Below are 21,638 nucleotides of genomic sequence, written 5' to 3'. Positions count from 1 at the left end.
GGCCCAGGCCGGCCCAGTGGGCATCTTGGACAAGGCGACGAAACATCGTTTTAACTCGAGTCGGGCTGTAACGGTTCCGTCCGGCCGAACGACTCACACCTCAGGACGCGAACAAAAGGAGACGATGTGACTGTTCAGATCGATTCACTGGCAATCGGCACCGACACCGCAGATCTTGCTACAGCCGATGTCGAGCGGCTCTTCGACGAAGTTTCGACGCTCGACGCAACAATTCTCGATGCCATCGAGCGACGCACCCGATTGGCACGCACCCTCGCTGCATCCACTGTCGACGCCACCGCGTCCAACGATGTAGCGGGCTCATACGACGACCTCGGCAATGACGGCCACGTGTTCTCGCGGATGCTGTCGCGCCTCGCACAGGCCGCCCGGTAACGCTTCACACCCCCTTCGTTTCGCAGTCCGCGACCCCGTCGAGCATGTGCTCGGCGGGGTCGCGTCATGTCTGGGGGCGAACGACCGGTGAGTTTCTGTCGCGGCAGCTGTCAGTAGGTGCAGGACCGTTGTTCGACGGTCTTCATGCAGCTGTCCCCCACAGAGAAGGTGCCCCATGTCCCGCATGCTGTTCGCCAACATGCCCGTTCGAGATGTCGTCGCCACCCGTTCCTTCTTCGCGGGGCTCGGCTTCTCGTTCAACGACGTCTTCAGCGACGAGAACACGGCTTCGATGATCGTCAGCGATCACGCGACGGTGATGTTCCTCGCCACGTCGCGCTTCGAGGACTTCATCTCGGACTCGATCTGCGACACGGACTCGGCTCGCGAAGTCCTGATGTGCATCTCGGCCGACAGCCGCGCCGAAGTCGATTCGCTCACCGACGCCGCGATCGCTGCGGGCGGGTCGTCCTGGATGGAGCCCCAGGACCATGGATTCATGTACGGCCGGGCATTTCGAGATCTCGACAACCACGTCTGGGAAGTGATGTGGATGGACCCGTCGGCAGTTCCGCAGAGCTGAACCGAAGCAAAGCTGGACTGCAGAGCTCAGAGGCGGTCGGGCAAGCCGAATCGATCGAACAGACTCAGATCGAAGAAGCAGGCCACGTGCCCGACCCCTCTGGCGTCGACGTCGAGGACATGCAGCTGGAAAGCCCGATGGACACCGTCCTCGCCCAGCATGTAAAGACCGTATGCGGGTTGACCGTTGGCCGACGTGGGCACCATTCGCATATCGCCTGCGCCGTTGGCCGGGCAGTTGTTTCGGATCAGTGAACCGATCGTCTCGGCACCCTGGTACCAACCGACGAACGGCGGCATCTCCCACACCGCATCAGAGGTGAACAGTGTGACCAAGCGGTCGATGTCGTAGGTCTCGAAGCACTCCACGTAGTCCGTCAGCAGTTTCTGCAGCTGTGCGGATTCGATGGGCTCGACGTCGTCGAGGTCCGGCGCAATGTCGTCGAGACGCTCCCGGGCACGCTGCAACAAGCTGTTGACCGCGGTTGTCGTCGTGGCGAGAACCTCTGCGACCTCGGACGCCTTCCACTGCAATACCTCCCGCATCACCAGAACTGCCCGCTGCCGGGGAGACAGATGTTGCAGGGACGCGATCAAGGCCAGGCGCACGGATTCGCGCGCCACCACGATGGAGGCGGGATCACTCGAGTCGGCCAGGCTGGAATCGGCGATGGGTTCGAGCCACGGCACCTCGTTGTTCTGCACGAGTTCGTCGGTGGGGCCCGAGCTCGGTGCCCCCAATCCGGTCGGAAGCGGACGCTTCGACCGACCGTCGAGAGCAGTGAGACAAGTGTTGGTCGCTATCCGATACAGCCACGTGCGCAGGGACGAGCGGCCCTCGTATTTGCCGTAGCCGCGCCACGCGCGGATGTACGTCTCCTGCAACAGATCCTCGGCGTCGTGGATCGATCCGGTCATGCGGTAGCAGTGCGCGAGCAGCTCTCGTCGGAACGGGTCGAACTGCGCCAGGAAGTCGTCCTGCTGCACGGGGGCCACGGTCATGCGGAACAGCGTAGACCGCAGGCAGACGCGCCACAGCTCGAATGCGCGCCAGGAAAAGGTTTGACCACAAATCTGGGTTAACCTCGGCATCGTGACATCGGCAACGAGCATCGACGACTTGGTCGAGGAGCTGTACCTGCATCGCCGTCGGGCGTGGGAAGCCGCTCTCGTCACCGCGCAGAACTTTCTCGAGACCATCGCCGACGAGATCCTCGAAGATGTCGATCGAGATCGACTCAATGCGCAGACAGCGCGCATCAAGGACCCGGGAAGATCCGCCGACAAATTGCGCCGCTACGTCTCTGAGGGCCGGATCACCGAGCCGACCGACGCGGACGCCGTTGCCGAAGCACTTCCCGATCTCGTCGGAGTCAAAGTGTTGTGCAAGACGCCACGCGATCAATCGACATTCGTCGCAGCGCTCGAGCGTGCGTGCAACGACCCGGAATGTTCGGTGCGGTTCGCGCAACCGCCCACCGACTACGTCGCCTTTCCCAAACCCAGTGGCTACCGCGCTTATCACGCCGTCCTGGTCGTTCGAGTCGCCACGCACCAGGGTGATCTCGACGTGAAAGTGGAGGTACAGGTCAAGACACGTCTGCAGGACGCGTGGGGCGAGCTGACTCACGAGGACATGTACAAGCCCGGCGAGGCACTCAAGCCCACCAAGAAGCACACCGATTACGCCGCGCACATGGCCCACCTGCTCGACCAGGTGGATGCGATGGCGGACGATCTCGCGGCGCAGCTCGACTCGTTGACCGCCGCGTCGAAGGACGGCGGTGTCCTCTCGGCCGATCCGATCCCGAAGGATCCGGATTTCATTCGTGCCAGGGTCACCCGCACCGGACCCCGGTACGCACTTGCGGTCGGACCGGATGGTCGCCGAGGGCTGGTGCCCGCTCGGTCGGTGAAGGCCGTCATCGGCTCGACCGACAGGATCGCCGTCGACGATTACCTCGAAGTGGGCGACTACATCGACGTGGTGGTCGAGGATTCCGAGGACGCTCTCTACTACCACCTCACCTCGCAACCGCCGCGTCGCAAACCGGCCAAGAAGCGCAAGCGCTGACCTGCGGTTCTCAGGAACATCTCACGTCCGTGCTGTAGACATCCTCTCTCGTGACCACTACCGAGAAATCCACGGTCGTCACCGACATCGACACCGCAGGCCTCGATTGGCGTACGCGGCTTCGTACTGCCGAGACGATCGTGCCGGCGACGGCGTTCGTCGTGCTGGCATCGCTGTATGCGGTCATGTCCGTCCTCGCCCATCGGCAGCTCCGCACGTCGGGATTCGATCTGGGGATCTTCGTTCAACAGGTCATGTCCTACTCACAGTTCCGCGCGCCGACATCGGACCTGTTGGGCACCGGCTACAACACACTCGGGGATCATTTCTCGCCCATCACCGCGCTGCTGGGACCTATTTATCGGGTGTTTCCACACGCCGAGACATTGCTGGTTGCCCAAGCCGTGTTGTTCGCGTCGGCCGTGATCCCCATCAGCAGACTGGCGATACAGAAGTTCGGGACGGTCACCGGCGTCGTTCTGGCGGCGGCGTTCGGACTGTCCTGGGGCGTTCAAGCCGCGCTGAACTTCGACTTCCACGAAGTGGCGTTCGCGATGCCGCTGCTGGCAATGTCGATGGTCGCGCTGGTTCGTCAGCGTTGGCTGCCTGCCCTGGCCTGGGCTCTGCCACTGGTCTTCGTCAAAGAGGACATGGGGCTGACGGTCATCGTGATCGGCGCGCTGGTGGCGATCTGGACGAGCGGACGGACCCGCATCCTGGCGGTGTCGACAGCCGTGTGGGGCCTGACCTGGGTGATCCTCGCGGTGAAGGTGATCATCCCGATGCTCAGCTCCGACAATTCATACGACCAAGGCTCCAAGCTGCCTCCGCTGGGTGAAGGCATCGCCGACACCGCGCACGGCCTGGTTGCTGGCGATTCCCGGGCCGCCACAGCATTTCTGCTGCTCGCCGTCTCCGGATTCTTCGCCCTGCGCTCACCGCTCCTGCTGATCGCCGTCCCGACGGTCGCGTGGCGCTTTCTCAGCGACAACACCAACTTCTGGAAGCCGATCTATCACTACAACGCCATTCTGATGGTGATCGTCTTCGTAGCTCTGCTCGACGCATTCGTACGCAGTCACCGACACGGTCAGCTCACCGCACGCGGTCGTCACTACGTCGTCGCATTCGTGGCCGTCTTCGCGGTCGTGGCGTTGCCGTTCCTCCCGATGGCACGCATGGTGCACGCGCAGGAATGGACGATCGACCCGCAGGCCGCCACCGCCCGGGACATCTCCGCGTGGATTCCCGCCGATGATCGGATAGCCGCGTCGAACAATCTCGTGGCGCAGCTCGTCGCCGATCACGAGGTCTCGGTCTTTCCGCAACGTGCCACCGATTCGACGGTCCCCGACTGGATCGTCGTAAACCGGGCGCGACCGGCAGGCTGGCCGGCCGACGAGGCCGGGGACCGCGTGGCGATCGACCGGGCATTGTCCAGCGGGTACGACGTCGCCTACTCCGTCGACGGTATCGAGGTGCTGCACCGCAGCTCGAGCACTCCCCACTAAGGTTTCGATAGGTTCGACCCTCCACCCGTCACGGACAGTGGCGACGGCAATTCAAGGGCAGGTACAGAACATCGATGCTGCAACCGGCGATCTCGGCGCCACAAAAACCGCACCCAAGCGATCACCGTGGAATCGGAAGAATCCCTATCGCGCACAGATCGTGAGCAACCGACGCCTGTCCGGTCCCGCATCGGCCAAGGAAGTTCGGCACTTCTCGATCGCTCTGGGCGACAGTGGTATCACCTACCAGGCCGGGGACGGTTTCGCCGTCAAGCCAGTCAACGACGCGGCACTGGTTTCGGCGGTCGTCGACCGGCTCGGAGTTCCTGCCGATACCGCCGTCCACACCAAGTCCGGTGAGATCACGCTCGCTCAGGCCCTGACGACCGAGTACGAAATAGGTATCCCGTCCATGGACCTGATCGAAGCCGTGGCCGAACGCGCCGGAGACGCCGAACTCGACCACGTGTTGCAGAACGGCGACCGCGCCTCGTTCGACGCTTGGACGTGGGGTCGCGATGTCGTCGACGTTCTCGATATGGACCGATCGAATGCATTCGATCCCGCCGAATTCCTCGGCTTGCTGCGTCCACTGCAACATCGCGTCTACTCGATCTCGTCGTCGCCGATCGCCCACGAAGGCACCGTGCATCTGACTGTGTCCACCGTCCGATATCGGTCGGCCGAGCGCGACCGCGGTGGGGTCTGTTCGACGTATCTCGCCGATCGAATCGGCGACGGCCACGAGGCAGGGGTGTTCCTGTCGGCCAACAAGTCGTTCCGTCTGCCGGCCGACGACACCCCGATCATCATGGTCGGGCCGGGAACCGGGGTCGCACCGTTCCGAGCTTTCCTGCACGAGCGGCGCGCGCGAAGTGCCACCGGAGACAACTGGTTGTTCTTCGGGGATCAGCATCGGTCGAGCGATTTCCTCTACGAGGACGAACTCGTCGAGTTCGAACGCGACGGTCTGCTGAGTCGACTCGATGTGGCGTTCTCCCGAGACCAGCACGAGAAGATCTACGTGCAACACCGCATGCTCGAGGCGGGCAAGCAGCTGTACGGGTGGCTCGAAGCAGGCGCGCACTTTTACGTCTGCGGCGACGCGGCACGAATGTCGAAGGGTGTCGACGAAGCTCTTCACGAGATCGTCGCCGAGCACGGTGGCCGCTCCCCCGACGCCGCCGAGGATTACGTCAACGAACTCAAGCAATCCAAGCGCTACCTGCGGGACGTGTACTGACACCTGCGTTCTGTCGGACCCCCTCGCTACCGTCTGAACCCACAGGCATCAGTTCTCGTCCGAGAAGAGGGTTCGCACCGTGAACGCACTGCAGAACGGCCATTTCGACTCCACGACCGCGCTCGCGTGGGCGACGTTCACCGACAATCTCCACGCCTGCCTCCGGTCGTTGCCGAAGCGGGACTACATCACGGTGACGGCCGCTCAGGCCAGTCCCGGCGAGCGTGGCCTACGGCCCTACATCGATGTCGCGGCGGCGGATGCCGGAGTCTTGGTCAGCGTCGCGGCAATTCCGTCGCTGCTGTACCCCGACGCCTCCGAAACGACGGCCATGGACGTGCAGTTGGTCGAGTTCGGGTGGCTCGATCGCGGTAAGCCGGTCGCCGACGGATCGATCATCGATCTCACCCGAACCGATTCGCGAGCCGATGCGGCGCTCGTTGCAGAAATGATCACGCTCGCGTTCCGCGAGATCTGGAACGTTCCACACCCGTCGTTCCTCAGTGCCTGGGGTGTTGCCGCCGACGGTGCGTCATCCGGACCGGTGGACCTGCAGCGGGGGCTTACCGATCCTCCGGTCGCGAGCGCGACGCCCACCGACATGTCCGACACCCCAGCTGAGCTGCGCTCGCTGCAGACGCTGTGTCAGCTGACCGGACGCCGAGTCGACTCACACACCGTTCGGTCCGTCTGCATCGACGGTGATCTCGACGGTTTGAAGGAGCGCGCCGTGGCCCTCCACCGCTCGGCGGCCGAGCAGGCGCATCGGTCGGCCGGCGCGGGTCGAGAAGACTCGGTGGCCGTGTGGTCCAATCTGGCCCGCACCTGGCTCTCGGTCGCACGAAGCATCGATGCCGCGATCACTGTGCCCCGGCACGCGTGCCGCTGAGCGCAGCTACAGAATCTTTCGTCGTAGACCGCTGGCGCGCAGCACCTGACGCTCGACGCCTGCACGGATGGCGTCCTCGGTACCGATCACTCGCACGTGCTTTCGAGCTCGGGTGATCGCGGTGTAGAGCAACTCTCGGGTGAGCAGCGTCGACGCCTCGGCGGGGAGAAGAACCGAGACGGTGTCGTACTGACTGCCCTGGCTTCGGTGGATGGTCATCGCATACACCGTGTGAACCGACGAGAGCACATTCGGGTGGATCAGTACATGACCACGCCCACGAGCGAACGCTGCCATCGGAGTTCCATTGTCTCCCAACACCACAACGCCGGTGTCGCCGTTGTATATCCGCGCTTCGTGATCGTTTGCCGTGACCAACAGCGGTTGACCGGGGTACCACAGTGACGGATCGAGGAACGTTCCGCTGTGCTCGCCCACCCACTCCATCGCTTGCCGGTCCCATCGCGCGACGCCCCACCGGCCTTCGCGATGGGCGCACAGCAGGCGATGCTTCTCCAGACCTAGCAGTGCAGCGGTGGCATCCCCCGCTACCGCGGCATCGGTGACCTCGGCTGCGGTAGCGATCACGTCGGAACGCAACGCATCGACATCATCGGGCGCGTGAAACGAAATTTCTTCTGCGCCGGACTCGAGCAGTGCCATCACGTCGTCACCCCGGCCGTCTCGTACGGCAACGGCCAACCGGGCGATGGCACCGCCGAATCGTCTGCCACGGCTGAGCCGAACCACGCCTCCGCGCAGGCGGTCTCGCTCGAACGGGCTCAGGGCGGCCTCGGCCGGATCCTCGGCAGCGGCGAAATCCTCGTCCACGAGTTGCGCCAACGCCGGGTTCTCGATCCCGGTGACCGGCCGGGCCACGAGGTCTGCCAGCACCGCGCCTGCGTCCACGGACGTCAACTGATCCGGATCACCGACCAGAATCAAGCGCGATTCGGGACGCACGGCTTCTAGCAGTCGGCACATCATCGTCAGTGACACCATGGAGGTTTCGTCCACCACGACGACGTCGTAGGGCAGACGATTCTCGCCGTTGTGCCGAAATCGTGTCTTGCTTCCAGGCTTCCAGCCCAGAAGCCGGTGCAGTGTCATCGCCTTCAGGTCCGCCGGCAGTGCGAGTAGCTCGGCCTGTTCGGACACCGACTCCTGCAACCGGGCCGCGGCCTTGCCGGTGGGTGCAGCCAACCCGATACGCAGATCGCTCCCGTGTTCACGAACGAGCAGCGCCAGAATTCGAGCCACGGTGTGGGTCTTACCGGTTCCCGGCCCACCTGCTATCACCGTTGTCCAGTGAGTCGCCGCCAGGGCTGCCGCTATGCGTTGACGATCGGGAGCACTGCTGGGCGCACCCGATTCGTCGACGAACAGCTCGGTCAATGCGAGGCCGATCTCCGCGGCATCGGACGGCGGGTGAGACTGCGAACGTTGCTCCAGAACGTCACGAACAGTGCTCTCCTGCAAGTGATATCGGTCGAGGTACAGAAGTTCACCCTCGTCGGTATCGACCAACTTCAGCGGCGTCAAAGGTCCGTTCGCACTACCCACGACGAGCGGACTGACTGTCAGCGCGCCCAGCACCTCGGCGAGATCGGGCCACGGGAGTGCAGCCGGGTCGATGTCGGAATCCTCGTCGACCGTCACATCTCGCAGTCGTCGCAGATCCAGGCATACCGATCCGGACCGCACGGCGCGCACCGTCAACGCGGCGGCCAACAGCACATGCTCGGACGACTCTCCGGCCAGCGCGCCCAGACGTAGAGCCACGTGCACATCGGCAGCCGTGAGTACACCTGCATCGTTGAACGTACGCAGAAGGCCGCTGCCGCGCAGTGCGGTTGTCACGCTCGTCATCGAGTCACCCTGCCGGCAAGGAGATCCGACAGCTCGACCACGAGCGCCGGGGGCGGATCCCAGTCGAACACCCCGCAACCGGCAGGTGTCTGCGGCCCCACCATGCCTCGCACGAAGAGATACCGAACTCCGCCGAGGTGTACCTGCGGGTCGTATCCCGGTTGACGCCATCGCAGATATCGATGCAGCGCAACGGCATACAGAAGTGCTTGCAGTGGATAGTGCGACCGCATCATTTCCTGGGCCATCTTCTCCCGCGTGAAGTTGCCTGTCGTCAGGTCGCCTCGGGCTAGCCGGTTGGTCTTGTAGTCCACCACGACGTAGCGCGGTCCGGGCACCCGTAGAACCGAGTCGATACTTCCGGTGAGAAAGCCGCGCAGCGGTGTCGCCTCGATCCCGTCCAGCAGATCGGGGTAGGACGCGAGCGTATCGGTTGCATCGAGGTGCCGACGCATCAACCGCGCAACGGATTTCAGGGTGACAGTCGCCGCCACCGGATCGTCGCCGCCGGCCAACGGAAGCTCGAAATCCAGCTCTGCCAAATGGTCGGCCGGTGCGATCTCGGCAAGTGTCCCGAAGCCCAACGGCGTGCGCATCACCGGCAGCAGGGCCGCGGCCAACGCCATGGGATCGACCTCGGCCATGCGCGACGCGACCGCTGCACTGCACCGAAGTTCGAGTTCGGCAAGCAGATCCGGTGCTGAGGTGTCCACGTGTTCGAGCGCCTCGTGCACGAGCGTTCCGAATGCGGCACCAGCGGGCATGCCGTTCATCGGTGACTCGATTCCCTCCAACCTCGGGTCTTCTGGGTAATCACTGCCGGATTGGGGTTCGGCAGGCTCATCGGTATTCTCGGGATGCTCGGCTTCGCTTGTCACGCCCACTTCCGGTTGAACGGGTGCGGCGTCGTGCGCATGAGCTGTCAACGCGGAGTATGACGTTCGACGCCACAGCAGGTCGAGAGTTCGATCGAACCGCGCGGCGGCCACGTCGAGCACCGGCTCTTCGGGCCGGATCCAATGTTGTGTGGACGGCGCACCGGGACCCACCGGTTCGATCGAGATGATGTCGGCAGCGGAGCCGACCCAGGATTGGAGCCGGTTCGCGGTGGTGGCATCGTCGAGGACCTTGTACGTCGGCTCCGGTTGGGGGATTCCGGGGAGGCGGCCGAACAGCATGCGATGCAGTGACGACGTCGAGGTATTGCGGCCCGGTGCCCACCACAGCACGATCTGGCACTCGGCGCGGGTGAGACCGACGTACAGCAGCCGCAGTTCCTCGCCTGCTTCCTCCTGGTCGTTGATCACCTTTCTGGCCGCGTACCCCACTCCGGACGGTCCCCCGACGTCTCGAATGCGTGTGCCGTTCTCGTGCAGCAGGAGTGTCGAGGGCTTGCTGAAGAACAATGTGTCCCAGGCGTAGGGGAGGTACACGACGGGAAATTCGAGCCCTTTGCTGCCGTGTGTCGTCATGATCTGCACTGCGGCGGAATCACTGTCGAGTCGCCGGCTGCGGTCGCTGGACCCACCGGCTGCCGGTTCCTTGATGCGGTCGGTCAGCCAACGAGTCAGTGCGGTGATTCCGAACGACTCGGATACTGCTGCGCGGTTGAGCAATTGGGCAATGTGCCGCAGATCGGTCATGGTCCGTTCGCCTGCTTCGACGGCGAGCAGTCGGGCGTCGAGTCCGGATTGGGCCGACACCCGCTCGAATACTGCGGCGAAACCGGCCTCGTCGAAGAGCATCGAATATTCACGCAGCCGGCTGCTGACCTGGGACAGCGCGTCTTCGGCTCCGGAGTCGAGCTGTTCGGCCGTCCACCCGAGCAAAGGCGTCAGCGCAGCGAGTCGAACGCGGTCGGTGCGATGCGGTTGCTCGATCGCCTGCAGCAGCCACAGCCAGTGTCTGGCACTCTCGGTGCCGAACACGCTGGTGCTGCTCGACACGACCGACGGGACGCCCACTGCGTCCAGCGCGTCTCGAATCAGCCCTACCTGCTTGGTCGTTCGGGTGAGCACGGCGACGTCGCGCGGTTCGATAGCCCGGGAACCTTCCGGTCGGTCGATCGTCGCGTTGCTCGACAGCAACTCGACTATGTCTGCGGCAACGTCGGCCGCGACCTTGGAACGGAGCCGATCGACGGCCGGAAACCCCTGGCGCAGTGGGCCTGCACCGGTCCGCGGAAGATAGCGCAGCCGCAGCGGGGTGTGCCCGTCCATCCGCGACGGTGGATTACGGGCCTCGACACGGTGAACCACGATGTCGTCGTGTCCGAGGGCTGCACCGCCGTACAGATGGTGCAGGGCATCGAGTAGCCCGGAGTCACTGCGCCAGTTGGCCGTCAGCTCGTACAGATGATCCGCAGAATCCACCGCCTGTAGGTAGCTGAGAACCTCGGCCCCGCGGAATGCATAGATCGCCTGCTTCGGATCACCGACGAGGATGAGCGTCGTCGATCCGTGAAACGCCCGTCGCAGAATGTCCCACTGCATCGGATCCGTGTCCTGGAACTCGTCGATCAACACCACTCGGAAGCGGTCACGCACTCGCGCACAAGCAGCCTCGCCGTGCACAGGATCGGACAACACCGAGTGCAGTAGTCCGAGCAGATCGTTGTAGTCACGCACCCCGAGCAGCCGTTTGCGACGTTCCACTTCGCGCCGCGCTTCCCGAGCGAACCGCACACGCAGCGCGGGCTCACGGTTACCGTCGTCCCCGTCGACATCATCGACGTCCGGGTACAGAATCGACTGCTGGTCGCCTACGGCAGCCAACGCCAACTGCAGAGCATCCCGCCTGCTGAACGCCGGCGCTTCGTCGTCGCCGCTGAACATCTGCAGGTACAGATCGTCCACGACTTGCTCGAGCAGATCGGACACCGATTCGACGAACGTCGATTCGGGTTCACGCTCCCCCGCGATCCCGAGCCCGTCCAGCATGCGTTGACAGAAGCTGTGGGTGGTGACGATCGTGCCGGCATCGAAGTCCGACAGCGCTTTCCGCAGTCTCTTGCGGCGGCGGTCCACCTCGACGTCGTCGGCCGACGCCAGAAAGGCCACAAGCGGATCTGGTGCTGCACGGGCGGTTTCCGGGTCCGCGAGGTGCCGAGCGATCGAGGCGAATCTGCTGCGGGTGCGATCCCGGAGCTCCTGGGTTGCGGCCCGGCTGAACGTCACGAGAAGCAGGTCGGAGATCTCGGCGATCCCCTCGGCGATGTAGCGAGCGGCCAATCCGACGATCGCGTAGGTCTTGCCGGTACCGGCGCTGGCCTCGAGGACCGTGGTTCCGGTAGGCATCGGACCGAGTAGGTCGAAGCCGTGAGTGGCGGTCATGCGTTCCCCATGTTCTCGGCCGTCAGCAGTGGATCCCACAATGTGCGGGCGAGAATTCCGAAGCGGCTCGTCTCGTTGGACGGCGAGGTCTCGTCGGACAGCGGGGGCTCGTCGAGCAGGGTCTGAAACGACAGGGTCGGTCCGTGTACGTATCGCAACGAGCGATCGGTTCCGTCACCGAAGTCGCCTCGCCACGCCCAGGTCGCGGAGTCGTAGCCGTCCTCGACGGAGCCGCCGCCGAATCGCTTCTCCGCGTAGGCCGCTGCGGTACCGGTGGATATCGGCAACGGCGTCGCCAGCCCGCGATCGCGTAGGTCCACCAGCACCCGCAGAATGTCGACGGGATTGTGCGGCGCGGTCAGGCGGGAGCGGCGAGGTGGCCGCGTGCCACTCGCCCGTCCGATGGTGACCGCGCTCCACTCCCCCGGCTCGGCTGCGGCCAGCGCAAGCAACCGCACCCAGGCAGCCAATCGATGTTTGGCGGCGAGCCGAGAGTAGGAGGAGCGCGCCAGCACGCGGCCGTGAATCCCGGTGACCGTACCGGTCAGGCGGCGTCCACCACCCAGATCGATCGAGACGTCGGTGGTCTCGGCCGAGCCGACATGGAACGGCGCAGCCGCGTCGGCGATGATCCCGACGATCTGCCTGATATCCGACATCTCTCGTCGACCTTGATGAAACGGCGGCAGCGTGCCGCGCCGCCACTCGGCGTCGGCGAACTCTCCCATGTCTCCGCCGGCGAGCACCGCGGCCAGCATCCGATCACCGATGTTCCACCGAGACAACGGGTCCAACTCGATGTCCAGGCTGTCGGCAAGATCGTCCTCGAGCTCCGGAACTCGAAAGCCCAACCGCTGGCGAAGAAATGCCTGCACCGGGTTCTCGACGAAAGCGATCAGGTCGGCAAGTTCCACATCGCGTAGATCTGCCGGCGGAAGCGCCGCGGGCAGGAACGGAGGTACGGGTTGAGCCGCACGTTGCTGCGATACGGCTCCGGCCAGCGCAACTGTGTCGAAGCTGAACGGGTGACCGGCTTCGAAGTTGTGCGGATCGAACGGCTGCAGCGGATGCCGATGTTCGACGCTTTCGCCCGCGGTCAGCTCCACCACATCCATCAGTTCACGCAGCGGGATCGCGGGTGGCTTGACCGAGCCGTCGACGGGGTCCGCGCCGGTGTAGAACAGCAACAGCTTTTCTTCGGCCGACATCAGCGCGTCGAGCAGCAGCTGCCGGTCCTCGCTGCGAATGTCTCGTTCGCCGAGGGCCGGGTCCCGGGCCAGGATGTCGTCTCCGTCGATACTTCCCACTCGCGGGAAGACCTCGTCGTCGAGTCCGAGGAGCACCACCACTCGGTGCGGTACCGAACGCATCGGCACCATGGTGCAGACGGTCAGCTCGCCGGTTCGGAAGTTCGCTCGAGTGGGCCGACCCGCCAGCCTGCCGGCCAGCATTGCCCGCACGTCGGCCAGTCGCAGCTCGGCGGTGCCGCCGTGTTCGGTGGCGTCGGCGATCTCGCGATGCGCTTGTGCCAGTTGCCATTCGTCGGCGGTCGATACAGAGGCGAGCAGATCGAGCGCGCGGCCCAGTTGCCGCGTCCACTCGGTGACCGATGCCGGACCGGCGAGAGCTCGTAGCACCGATGCGAGCCGGTCGATCAGCTCGGCGAAACGGCCGGCGAGCGCGATGTCGTTGCTGTCGACGTCATCGAGAGGCAGTGCGAGGTCGAGGTATTCGTTGCGAGTCTCGTCTGCGGCCACGCCCAGAAGGATGCGGTCGAGAGCAGACTTGAAGGTGTTCTGCCGAAAGCCGTTCAAGCCGAATGCGTCCCGCTGCCTGACCGTAAGACCCCAGCGCGCACCCGAGGTCGTCACCCACTCGCGGAGCCGTTCGAGATCGTCCTCGTCGAACGAGAACTTCTCGCGGACCGGTCCGCTTGCGGCGAAGTCGAGGAGCTCACTGGCCGTCACCCGTCCCTCGGAGAAGTCGAGCACGGTGGCGATGACGTCCAGCACGGGATTGGTGCGGCGCAAGCCCCGATCAGCGAGTCGTACACGCAGTCGGTGCCCAGGATGCACCAGCGCCGCCTGCCCGAAGTTCGCGCGAATCAACGGTGCGTAGGTCTCGACGTCCGGACACATCACCAACACGTCCCGAGGTTCCAGAGTGGGGTCGCCCGCGAACAGATGGAGCAGCGACTCACGCAAGACCTCGACCTGTCTGGCAGGTCCGTGACATGCGTGGATCTGCACCGTGCCATCCGCGCGAGCTGCACCGTTGCCGAATTCGTTTGCAGGAGTGGGTGACACATCGGCGGCGATGTCCGCTTGGATCCGGCCGAGCAGGGTGTCTGCGATCTCCGGGCCCTCGTGATGAACGGAGTGCGCCGCAACCGATCCGATGGTGGCCTGCAGCTCTCGCACGTCTCGGGACAGACTGGCCAACAGCGGGTGCTCGACGGCAAGGGCCGTCGCATCGTCTCGTCGACGCGTCGCGGCAGGAATGTTCTCCAGCGCCTTCCACATCGACGGGCTGGGATGCGGGACCCAGATGTGTACGTCGCGGTGCTCGGACAGCGCACCCAGGATCTGCAGCTGGTCCGTCGTCAACCGGGTGGGACCGAACACGGACAGCCGGTTCGGTAGGTCCACCGATTGCGGCGCATCTCGTAGGCGGGCGCACGTCTCGGGCAGCCGTTCGGCCGGGCTCGGACTGCCGATCCGCTCGCGCAGCATGTTCCACACTCGTGGCTGCCACTGCAGGTCGTCGCCCAGGTCACCGCCGAGACCGTCGGTGAATCGTCCGTCGAACCAATCACGCAGCATCTGTGGTCGTTGAGACCCGTAGGCGCGGAACAGCTCTGCCACGTGCGCCGCGGTGGACCAGCGTCGACCGAGACGGTGGTCGTCGGATCCGCCGCCCAGGTGCTCGAACAGCACTGCCGCCCACGGTTCGGTGCGGCATTCGTCGATGACGCTCAACGAGGTCCAGAGCATCCGGCCCATTGCCCAGGGATCGTCGTCGGGGTCGATGTCGTCGACCGCACCGATGGCACGCGAGACCAGCCTGGCCGGACTCGGAAAATCGATGTTCGCGGCGATGCCGTCACGATCGGCAGAGCCCAAGGTGCTCGACAGTCTTTGAGTGAGCCACCGCTCGACTCCCTTCGCCGGAACCGACACGATCTCGGGCGTGAAGCAGTCGTCCAACGGCACGGACAGGACATCGGCGAGCGCGTCGGCAAGGGTTCCCGCGCGCTCGGCGCGGTGCAGCGTCAACACCGTTGCGATCCCCTGCCTGGTTCGTAGCGTAGAGCCCGATTTCGGACTCGTGACGACCCTACTCGAGCGGTGCGACAGGTTCTGCGCGATGAGTCCGGCCGCCGATCCCGGTCAGTATCTGTGAACCTCTTGCCTACTCGAAGGAGAACGACATGTTCGAGCACGTATTTGCAGTGGTGGCGGTGCGCGATATCGATTCGGCCGAGGCCTGGTATCGCCGACTGTTCGACCGGCCCGCGGACAACAATCCGATGCCCAGTTTGGTGGAGTGGCAGGCCGCGCCTGCCGCATGGGTGCAGGTGACGGTCGATTCCGATCGAGCAGGGTGGTCGCAGTTCAACATCGCCGTCGACGATCTCGAATCGTTCGTCGCGTCGGCGCGCTCACGCGGCGTCGAGTTCGGCGACATCGTGGACGCGAACAAAGGAGTTCGACTGAGCACGGTCGTCGATCCCGACGGCAATTCCATCACCGCGATCGGTGGCTTTCGCGAGCGCTACTGATGGCCCCAGTCAGCCCACCAACCGCCGCGTCAGGTCGGCGCTCTCCCGGTTGTACGCAACCAGCATCACCAGCTCGACCGATGGCCGTGCAGCTTTCACGGCGAGCACTTGCTGCGTTACTGCGTCGTGCAATGGCCATCCGAAGGATCCGCCGGATATCAGGGGAAATGCGATGGATTTCAGATTCATGGACGCCGCGAGGGCGAGGCTTCGGGCGTAGCACAATCGCAGCAGTTCCGATCTGTCCTCGTGCCGGGAGTAGCGCGGACCGACGGTGTGGATGACGCAGTCGGCTCGTAATCTGCCGGCCGTGGTCGCGACGGCTGCGCCGACGTCGAGGCCGTGCGGCAGGGTGGTTGCTCGGAGCGCCTTGCATTCCGCGAGGATCGTCGGCCCACCGGCTCGGTGGATGGCACCGTCGACCCCGCCACCCCCGAGGAGACGCGTGTTGGCGGCGTTGACGATCGCGCCGGCCGCCACGTCCGTGATGTCGCCCTGAACGACGTCGATGATGGTCATGAAAGTCCCTTCACTGCAATGATATTCGAGGTGATGCGGTCCAGATCGTCGGCGCGCAGCCCGGGGTAGCCGTGGACGAGTTCGCGCCATTCGCGCGGAACGGCCGAGGCTCCCCAACGTGCTCCGAGGAGTCCGCCGGCAATGGCCGCCGTGGTGTCGGTGTCACCGCCTGCACGGACGCACAGTTCCAGCGCGGCGGACAAGGGCCGATCCGCGTCGGCACTGCGATGGATTGCCCACCATGCAGTCTGCAGCGCATGCACCACCCAGCCGTTGTTGGAGAAGTCGGCAGGTTCCCCCACCTCCGCCTGCTCGATCAGGGGCTGCCAGTAGTCCCGCACATCCTGCGCAGCGACGTCGAGGAACTCGGTGACGCCGTCGTAGGTACCGTGCAGAACTGCGTATCGAATTGCGTGACTCCACAATTGACACGCCTCACCGGCCCTGGGGTCGGAATGCGTCAGTGCACTGATGCGGGCTGCCGCAGCCGTGCAGCCGGCCGCGTCGTCGAGGTAGGCCAGCGCGACGGGCGCGGTACGCATGAGTGATCCGTTGCCGCCGGTTCTCCCGGGCAACGATGCCGCCGCAGCCGTCATGTCTGCGCCGGTGCGGGTGGTCTGCGAGAGCACGGCTCGGGTTTGGTTTCCTACGTCGGGAGGGTTCTGCGCGAACCAAGCGCGAAAGTTCTCGGCAATCTCGTCGACGTCTCCGCCGATGTTCAGTGCCCGTGCGACGCAAACCGCCATGGAGGTGTCGTCGGTCCATTCCCCTGGTGCCCAGTCGAACGTCCCGCCGCCGACCATGTCGATCTCGGTCTCCGGAGAGGGATACCCGAACTCGTAACCCGCGCCCAGCGCGTCCCCGACTGCGGTTCCGAGCAGAACGCCCCTCGCTCGATCGTTCTGGATGTCGGTCAACTGCATTCCTTACCCCTTAGCTCGATGTTGATCTAACCTTAGATCATATTCACGCTAAGATGCAACACATGATCTGGCGAGACCGAGACGGCAATGCTCTGACCGACTACCCCCGCCCCTCCGTGGCTGTCGATGTGGCAGTGCTGACCGTCCGCGAACGTCGGTTGCACGTGGTCGTGGTTTCGACCGAACGGGGCCTCGCCCTGCCGGGTACGTTCTTGCGACCCGACGAGACGCTCGGCGACGCAGCAGAACGAGCATTGAAGACCAAGGCCGGCATCGTCGATCTCACCTTTCACCAACTGAAGATGTTCGACGCCCCACGCAGGGACGACCGCGGATGGGTTCTGTCGATGGCGCACAGCGCTGCGGTCTCGACCCGATCACTCTCTGCCGCAAATGAATTCGTCCTGATCGACGGCGGAAGACCGGCGTCGCCACTCGCCTTCGACCACGGCGAGATGGTGGCCGAAGCCGTCCTCGAGTTGCGCGAACGCTACGCACGCGAAGTAGATCCTGCGCAGCTGATCGACGAGGAATTCACTCTTCTCGAGCTTCGTGAGCTCTACGAGATCGTCTTCGATCGCTCGCTCCCGAAGGACACGTTTCGACGCCATGTCCTGGGCTCCCTCGAGGGGACGGGCACCACATCGGCCGCGGGAGGCGGCCGGCCGGCCGAGCTGTATCGACGTCGTCCGACGCCGACTCTTCCGCCGTCGGCCGGCGCGTTCCTGCTCGACTGAGGCATGGATCGACGAATCCGGACATCCCTGCGGATAAGCTGGCAATTATGGGATCGAAGCGGCCTGCCAACCGCGGACAGAAACGTGCAGAGAAGACCAAGGCCCGGCAACGGCGTCATCAGCAAACCCGACCGGGTCCGTCCGGTGCAGACGGCGAACGGATCGCCGATCTGATCGACGGGTTCGTCGAGTGGCTCGACGAGAGCGAGATGTCGGAACAGTCGGAGGCGATCTCCCGGCTCGTCTCGTCGACGCTGACTCAGCTCTCCGGAGCCCGTCAAGGCTTTTCCCCGAGTGCATGGCTGCCTGCCGATGCCCACTTACTGGTGGACGCCGCAGAACGAATTCTGCAAGAGGAAACCGACACCGCCGAGGACACTGCGGTCAATCTCGTCCTCACCTCCCTGCAGTACCTGACCTTCCTCGACGAAACCGATCTCTGGGACGGGACGCCCGAGGACTACGCACACTGCATGGAAGACCTCTCGGACTTCCTCGAAGGCGACGAGCCGGACATGCTCGACGCCGACGACATCGATCTCCCCGATGTGTCTCTCGAACAGGAACTGGCGGCCATCTCGGCGCTGCCACTGTTGCCGGCACTGGACGACATAGTCGCTCGGGTTTCCGACGGGTTGGCAGTGTCGGACGATGCCGATCTGCAGCGTGCAGCCGGTTCCACACCTGTCGATCCCACCGAAGTGGGCGCGGGCGTCGCCGCGGTCGATTATTGGTCGACGGCCATCGCGACCGAGTTGATTCGGCTCGACGGTGACACCGCGAGGCCGGGCGCCAATGCGCATTCCTTGGCCGGTCGCGGCGCGGAGACCGTGCACGAGCTGGTTGCCGAGCATGTGCGGGTGCAGCTGTCCGGAGACGCCGACGACCCTGACGTGTCGCGGTCACTGGCCAACACCTTTGCGGTGCAGACGTTGCTCGCCGCCATGACCGACGAGCTACCCGTCAACAACGAGGGCGAGGACTACGCCGATCTGGAAGGCGAGGATCTGCGCACGGCCCAACTGATCGATCATCGCGTTCGGTCGTTGATCGAACAGGGCATCCTCGTCAGGATCGAGGAAGTGTTGGCCGTTCCGCACGCTCTGCGACCGGCGGTGTTGGACGGTGTTGCCGAGGCGCAGCCATTCGGTGCGATCGACGACGATTCTCTCGATGACCCTCTGGCGCGATCGGCCGAGGATCCGGCGTCGTCGTGAGGGCCCTCGCGACCTTCGAGATCGTGTCGGTGGTCGCCGCTAGCGTGATCGAGGCCGCGTTACGTCAGCGCGGACTGGGTAAGGAGCCGACATGAGCGATTCACTCGAGTTCGACTTCGACGTCGATGCCGCCTGGATGCAGTTCCAGCGCACGCTCGGCGAGTACGTCAGCGCCATGCGCGACGGCGACGCGCTGGTGATCGAGTCGCGATACGACACCACCGACGGCATTCCCGACACCGCGGCCTGTGTGCAGTTCTATGCCTGGGATCTCGATCGGGTGCGCTGCGAGATTCCGACGAACGAGCACCTGCACAGTAGCCGGGCCATCGCCGGTGAGCAGCGAGAAGCGTTGAGTGCATTGGGTTTTCGCACGTCCTTCGATTCCGAGCCGACGGCCCCGCATGTGGATCGCAATCGATCGTGGTCCGATGATCTGGCGAAGAAGACCGTCGCGGTTTTCCGTGACATCTGGAGTCTGCCGCATCCGTCGTTCCTGAGCTCCCGCGCGACCGGGCGGTACGACGTGCCCAGCTTCGACCCGGCGAGCTCCCAGCCGGATACGACCGTCCTTCCGCTGTGCGTGCAACCCAAGGGCAAGGAGCATCTACAGCAGCTCGTCGACCGAGCTCTCGAGCCGTGGTTCGGCTTCCCGCCGGATCATGACCCCGACGGCGACATTCCGTTGCGGTTCTTGCGCGGCACCGCGTACGTATCGGTCAAACCCACCGAACCAGTGGTCGAGATCAATTCGACGCTCGTCCACGCCGTATCGGGCCGCACCCGCGCCGCGGAACTGTTGGTCGACCTCAATTTGCAACTGCCGGATGTGATGCTGCACCTGGTGCAGGACTGCATCGTCGCTCAGGTCAGAGTGAGCGGATCGCCCTTCGTCGCCGATCACCTGCTGTGGGCTGTGCGCATGCTCAGCCATGTATGGGAGCAGGTCGACGACAAGTTCGCCGAGGATTTCGGAGGCGCGCTCGGCGAGCCGACGCCGCCCCCGGTGGAGCCGGACGATTTCCCCGACGGTCTGCTCGATCTGGTCGATGTGCTCGCCGAGACCGAGGAGCAACCTCTCGACCTGCGTGCAGTTCTCGAATGTTGCTCGACCGATCGCGATGTTGCGGTGTCGTACCTGCGGATCAGCGCCGAGCAGGAGGCGTCATGGCGTGCGATGGCGGTAGCCGCGGATCTGGGTGACGAGCACTGCGACGTCGACGAGGCAGATCGGGAAGCAGCCAACTGGGGCCGCGCCGTGACTGCCCTTCGCGAGGTGCTGCGCAGCACTCCGGAGCAGGTCGCGCCGGTGGTCGACCCTTCGGCGATTCAGCTGCAACTGTTCGAGACCGACGAAGTGGCCGAGATCTCCGACGAGCGTTCCGACGACCAGTAGACAACCCCTGAGCAGAGTCTTCTCGACACGCTTCCCTTTTGTGTTAACCCGGGTTACATTAACTCCATGTTCGCACTTCGTTTGGAGAAGCCATGACACTGACGACAGGTACCACGTCCGTTTCGGTCGACACCGACTCTGCGGACGAGCAGAAGTATGTCGAGACGCTGACGTTGCTGTCCGAGGGTTCGGTGCACAAGCACTTCGACCCCTATGTGGACATCGACTGGGAGTCCGAGAAGTTCGCGGTCCCTGCGAACGATCCCCGCTGGGTGTTGCCCGCCAAGACCGATCCGATCGGCGGCCACGACTGGTACCGCGCATTGCCGCTCGACAGGCAAATCGAAATCGGCATGTGGCGTCAGGCCAACGTCGCGAAAGTCGGTCTGCAATTCGAGAACATCCTGATCCGCGGCATGATGCAATACGTCTTCTCGCTGCCCAACGGCTCCGCCGAGGCCCGCTACTGCACTCACGAATCGATCGAAGAGTGCAACCACACCCTGATGTTCCAGGAGATGGTCAACCGCGTCGGTTCGGACGCCCCCGGCATGAGTCGGCCGATGAAGATGCTGTCGCCGTTCATCCCGTTGTTCGCCACCCTGCTTCCCGAATTGTTCTTCGTCGGAGTCCTGGCGGGTGAGGAGCCGATCGACCACATTCAGAAGTCGGTACTGCGATCCGGTGACGACATCCACCCGATCATGCAGAGCGTCATGGCCATCCACGTTGCCGAGGAAGCTCGACACATCTCGTTCGCGCACCAGCTGCTGCGTCGTCGAGTCCCCAAGATGTCCACAGCCGGACGATTCTTGCTTTCACTGGCCTTCCCGATCACGATGCGCATCCTGTGCGATGTCATCGTCATTCCGCCGAAGAAGTTCTGGACCAAGTTCGACATCCCGAAGCAGGTGAAGAAGGACCTGTTCTGGGGAACCCCGGAATCGCAGCACGCGCTGCAGGACTACTTCGGCGATGTCCGCATGCTGGCCACCGACACCGGCATGATGAATCGCGCCGCTCGCCTCATGTGGAAGTTGTGCGGAATCGACGGCAAGGCCTCACGGTTCCGTAGTGAGCCCGACCGCAGCTCGAGCCAGTTCGCCGCATAGCCCTCTCGACACCCCACGCGCCAGTTATCCGTACAGCAGCGCCCGCCGTCAGGAACC

The 21,638-nt window shown here is 64.3% G+C and carries 17 protein-coding genes; 11 read left to right on the top strand and 6 right to left on the bottom strand.

Annotation, left to right across the window (positions count from 1 at the left end; all coding sequences use genetic code 11):
• Nucleotides 1–126 precede the first annotated feature (126 nt).
• Both ACFI9K_RS23390 and ACFI9K_RS23385 read left to right on the top strand, forming a co-directional pair.
• Nucleotides 127–396 carry a hypothetical protein gene (locus ACFI9K_RS23390; protein ID WP_462665728.1) on the top strand — a complete coding sequence of 90 codons (270 nt, stop codon included), beginning with the start codon at nucleotides 127–129 and terminating at the stop codon, nucleotides 394–396.
• Between the two features lie 175 nt (nucleotides 397–571).
• Nucleotides 572–979, top strand: coding sequence for a VOC family protein (locus tag ACFI9K_RS23385; RefSeq protein WP_462665727.1), 408 nt, complete (start codon nucleotides 572–574; stop codon nucleotides 977–979).
• A 26-nt stretch (nucleotides 980–1,005) separates the two neighbouring features.
• Here the strand turns inward: ACFI9K_RS23385 and ACFI9K_RS23380 are convergent, their stop codons facing one another.
• Nucleotides 1,006–1,980 (bottom strand): sigma-70 family RNA polymerase sigma factor, encoded by a 975-nt coding sequence (locus ACFI9K_RS23380; protein WP_462665726.1) that lies wholly within the window; start codon nucleotides 1,978–1,980, stop codon nucleotides 1,006–1,008.
• Between the two features lie 91 nt (nucleotides 1,981–2,071).
• Here ACFI9K_RS23380 and ACFI9K_RS23375 point away from each other — a divergent pair, with 91 nt between their 5' ends.
• The 4 genes from ACFI9K_RS23375 (at nucleotide 2,072) to ACFI9K_RS23360 (ending at nucleotide 6,695) form a co-directional block, all read left to right on the top strand.
• The gene (locus ACFI9K_RS23375) at nucleotides 2,072–3,052 is read left to right on the top strand and encodes a GTP pyrophosphokinase (protein ID WP_462665725.1); all 981 of its coding nucleotides are present in this window, start codon (nucleotides 2,072–2,074) and stop codon (nucleotides 3,050–3,052) included.
• A 50-nt stretch (nucleotides 3,053–3,102) separates the two neighbouring features.
• Nucleotides 3,103–4,563, top strand: coding sequence for a DUF2079 domain-containing protein (locus ACFI9K_RS23370; RefSeq protein ID WP_462665724.1), 1,461 nt, complete (start codon nucleotides 3,103–3,105; stop codon nucleotides 4,561–4,563).
• A 37-nt stretch (nucleotides 4,564–4,600) separates the two neighbouring features.
• On the top strand, nucleotides 4,601–5,806 hold the full coding sequence (locus tag ACFI9K_RS23365; RefSeq protein ID WP_462665723.1) for a sulfite reductase subunit alpha: 1,206 nt from the start codon (nucleotides 4,601–4,603) through the stop codon (nucleotides 5,804–5,806).
• A gap of 79 nt (nucleotides 5,807–5,885) precedes the next feature.
• Nucleotides 5,886–6,695, top strand: coding sequence for a TY-Chap domain-containing protein (locus tag ACFI9K_RS23360; protein WP_462665722.1), 810 nt, complete (start codon nucleotides 5,886–5,888; stop codon nucleotides 6,693–6,695).
• Nucleotides 6,696–6,701: 6 nt separating this feature from the next.
• On the opposite strand, the gene recD is transcribed toward ACFI9K_RS23360, so the two are convergent.
• Genes recD through recC form a run of 3 tightly spaced genes read right to left on the bottom strand, consistent with a single transcriptional unit; the run spans nucleotide 6,702 to nucleotide 15,174 of the window.
• The gene (gene recD, locus ACFI9K_RS23355; RefSeq protein ID WP_462665721.1) at nucleotides 6,702–8,564 is read right to left on the bottom strand and encodes an exodeoxyribonuclease V subunit alpha; all 1,863 of its coding nucleotides are present in this window, start codon (nucleotides 8,562–8,564) and stop codon (nucleotides 6,702–6,704) included.
• Entirely contained in the window at nucleotides 8,561–11,896 is a 3,336-nt protein-coding gene (locus ACFI9K_RS23350) for a UvrD-helicase domain-containing protein (RefSeq protein ID WP_462665720.1), read from the bottom strand. Before ACFI9K_RS23350 ends, recD begins: the two co-directional genes overlap by 4 nt.
• A complete protein-coding gene (gene recC / locus ACFI9K_RS23345; protein WP_462665719.1) occupies nucleotides 11,893–15,174 on the bottom strand; it encodes an exodeoxyribonuclease V subunit gamma in 3,282 nt (1,093 codons plus the stop codon). The genes ACFI9K_RS23350 and recC overlap by 4 nt, the downstream gene beginning before the upstream one ends.
• A 152-nt stretch (nucleotides 15,175–15,326) precedes the next feature.
• On the opposite strand from recC, the gene ACFI9K_RS23340 reads away from it, so the two are divergent.
• Nucleotides 15,327–15,677, top strand: a complete 351-nt coding sequence (locus tag ACFI9K_RS23340) for a VOC family protein (protein WP_462665718.1) — start codon at nucleotides 15,327–15,329, stop codon at nucleotides 15,675–15,677.
• 9 nt (nucleotides 15,678–15,686) lie between these two features.
• On the opposite strand, the gene ACFI9K_RS23335 is transcribed toward ACFI9K_RS23340, so the two are convergent.
• Nucleotides 15,687–16,196 (bottom strand): O-acetyl-ADP-ribose deacetylase, encoded by a 510-nt coding sequence (locus ACFI9K_RS23335; protein ID WP_462665717.1) that lies wholly within the window; start codon nucleotides 16,194–16,196, stop codon nucleotides 15,687–15,689.
• Entirely contained in the window at nucleotides 16,193–17,119 is a 927-nt protein-coding gene (locus tag ACFI9K_RS23330; protein WP_462665716.1) for an ADP-ribosylglycohydrolase family protein, read from the bottom strand. Before ACFI9K_RS23330 ends, ACFI9K_RS23335 begins: the two co-directional genes overlap by 4 nt.
• A 62-nt stretch (nucleotides 17,120–17,181) precedes the next feature.
• Here ACFI9K_RS23330 and ACFI9K_RS23325 point away from each other — a divergent pair, with 62 nt between their 5' ends.
• From ACFI9K_RS23325 to ACFI9K_RS23310, 4 genes are all read left to right on the top strand, one after another.
• Complete coding sequence (locus ACFI9K_RS23325) at nucleotides 17,182–17,856, top strand: NUDIX hydrolase (protein ID WP_462665715.1); 675 nt, start codon at nucleotides 17,182–17,184, stop codon at nucleotides 17,854–17,856.
• Between the two features lie 47 nt (nucleotides 17,857–17,903).
• On the top strand, nucleotides 17,904–19,073 hold the full coding sequence (locus ACFI9K_RS23320; RefSeq protein WP_462665714.1) for a hypothetical protein: 1,170 nt from the start codon (nucleotides 17,904–17,906) through the stop codon (nucleotides 19,071–19,073).
• A gap of 91 nt (nucleotides 19,074–19,164) precedes the next feature.
• Complete coding sequence (locus ACFI9K_RS23315) at nucleotides 19,165–20,469, top strand: T3SS (YopN, CesT) and YbjN peptide-binding chaperone 1 (RefSeq protein WP_462665713.1); 1,305 nt, start codon at nucleotides 19,165–19,167, stop codon at nucleotides 20,467–20,469.
• A gap of 92 nt (nucleotides 20,470–20,561) precedes the next feature.
• A complete protein-coding gene (locus ACFI9K_RS23310) occupies nucleotides 20,562–21,581 on the top strand; it encodes an AurF N-oxygenase family protein (RefSeq protein WP_462665712.1) in 1,020 nt (339 codons plus the stop codon).
• Nucleotides 21,582–21,638: the final 57 nt, after the last annotated feature.

Source organism: Rhodococcus sp. PSi06 (assembly GCF_054960675.1).
The sequence above is the reverse complement of the archived record's forward strand: the minus strand, read 5'-3'. Positions and strand labels throughout refer to the sequence as shown.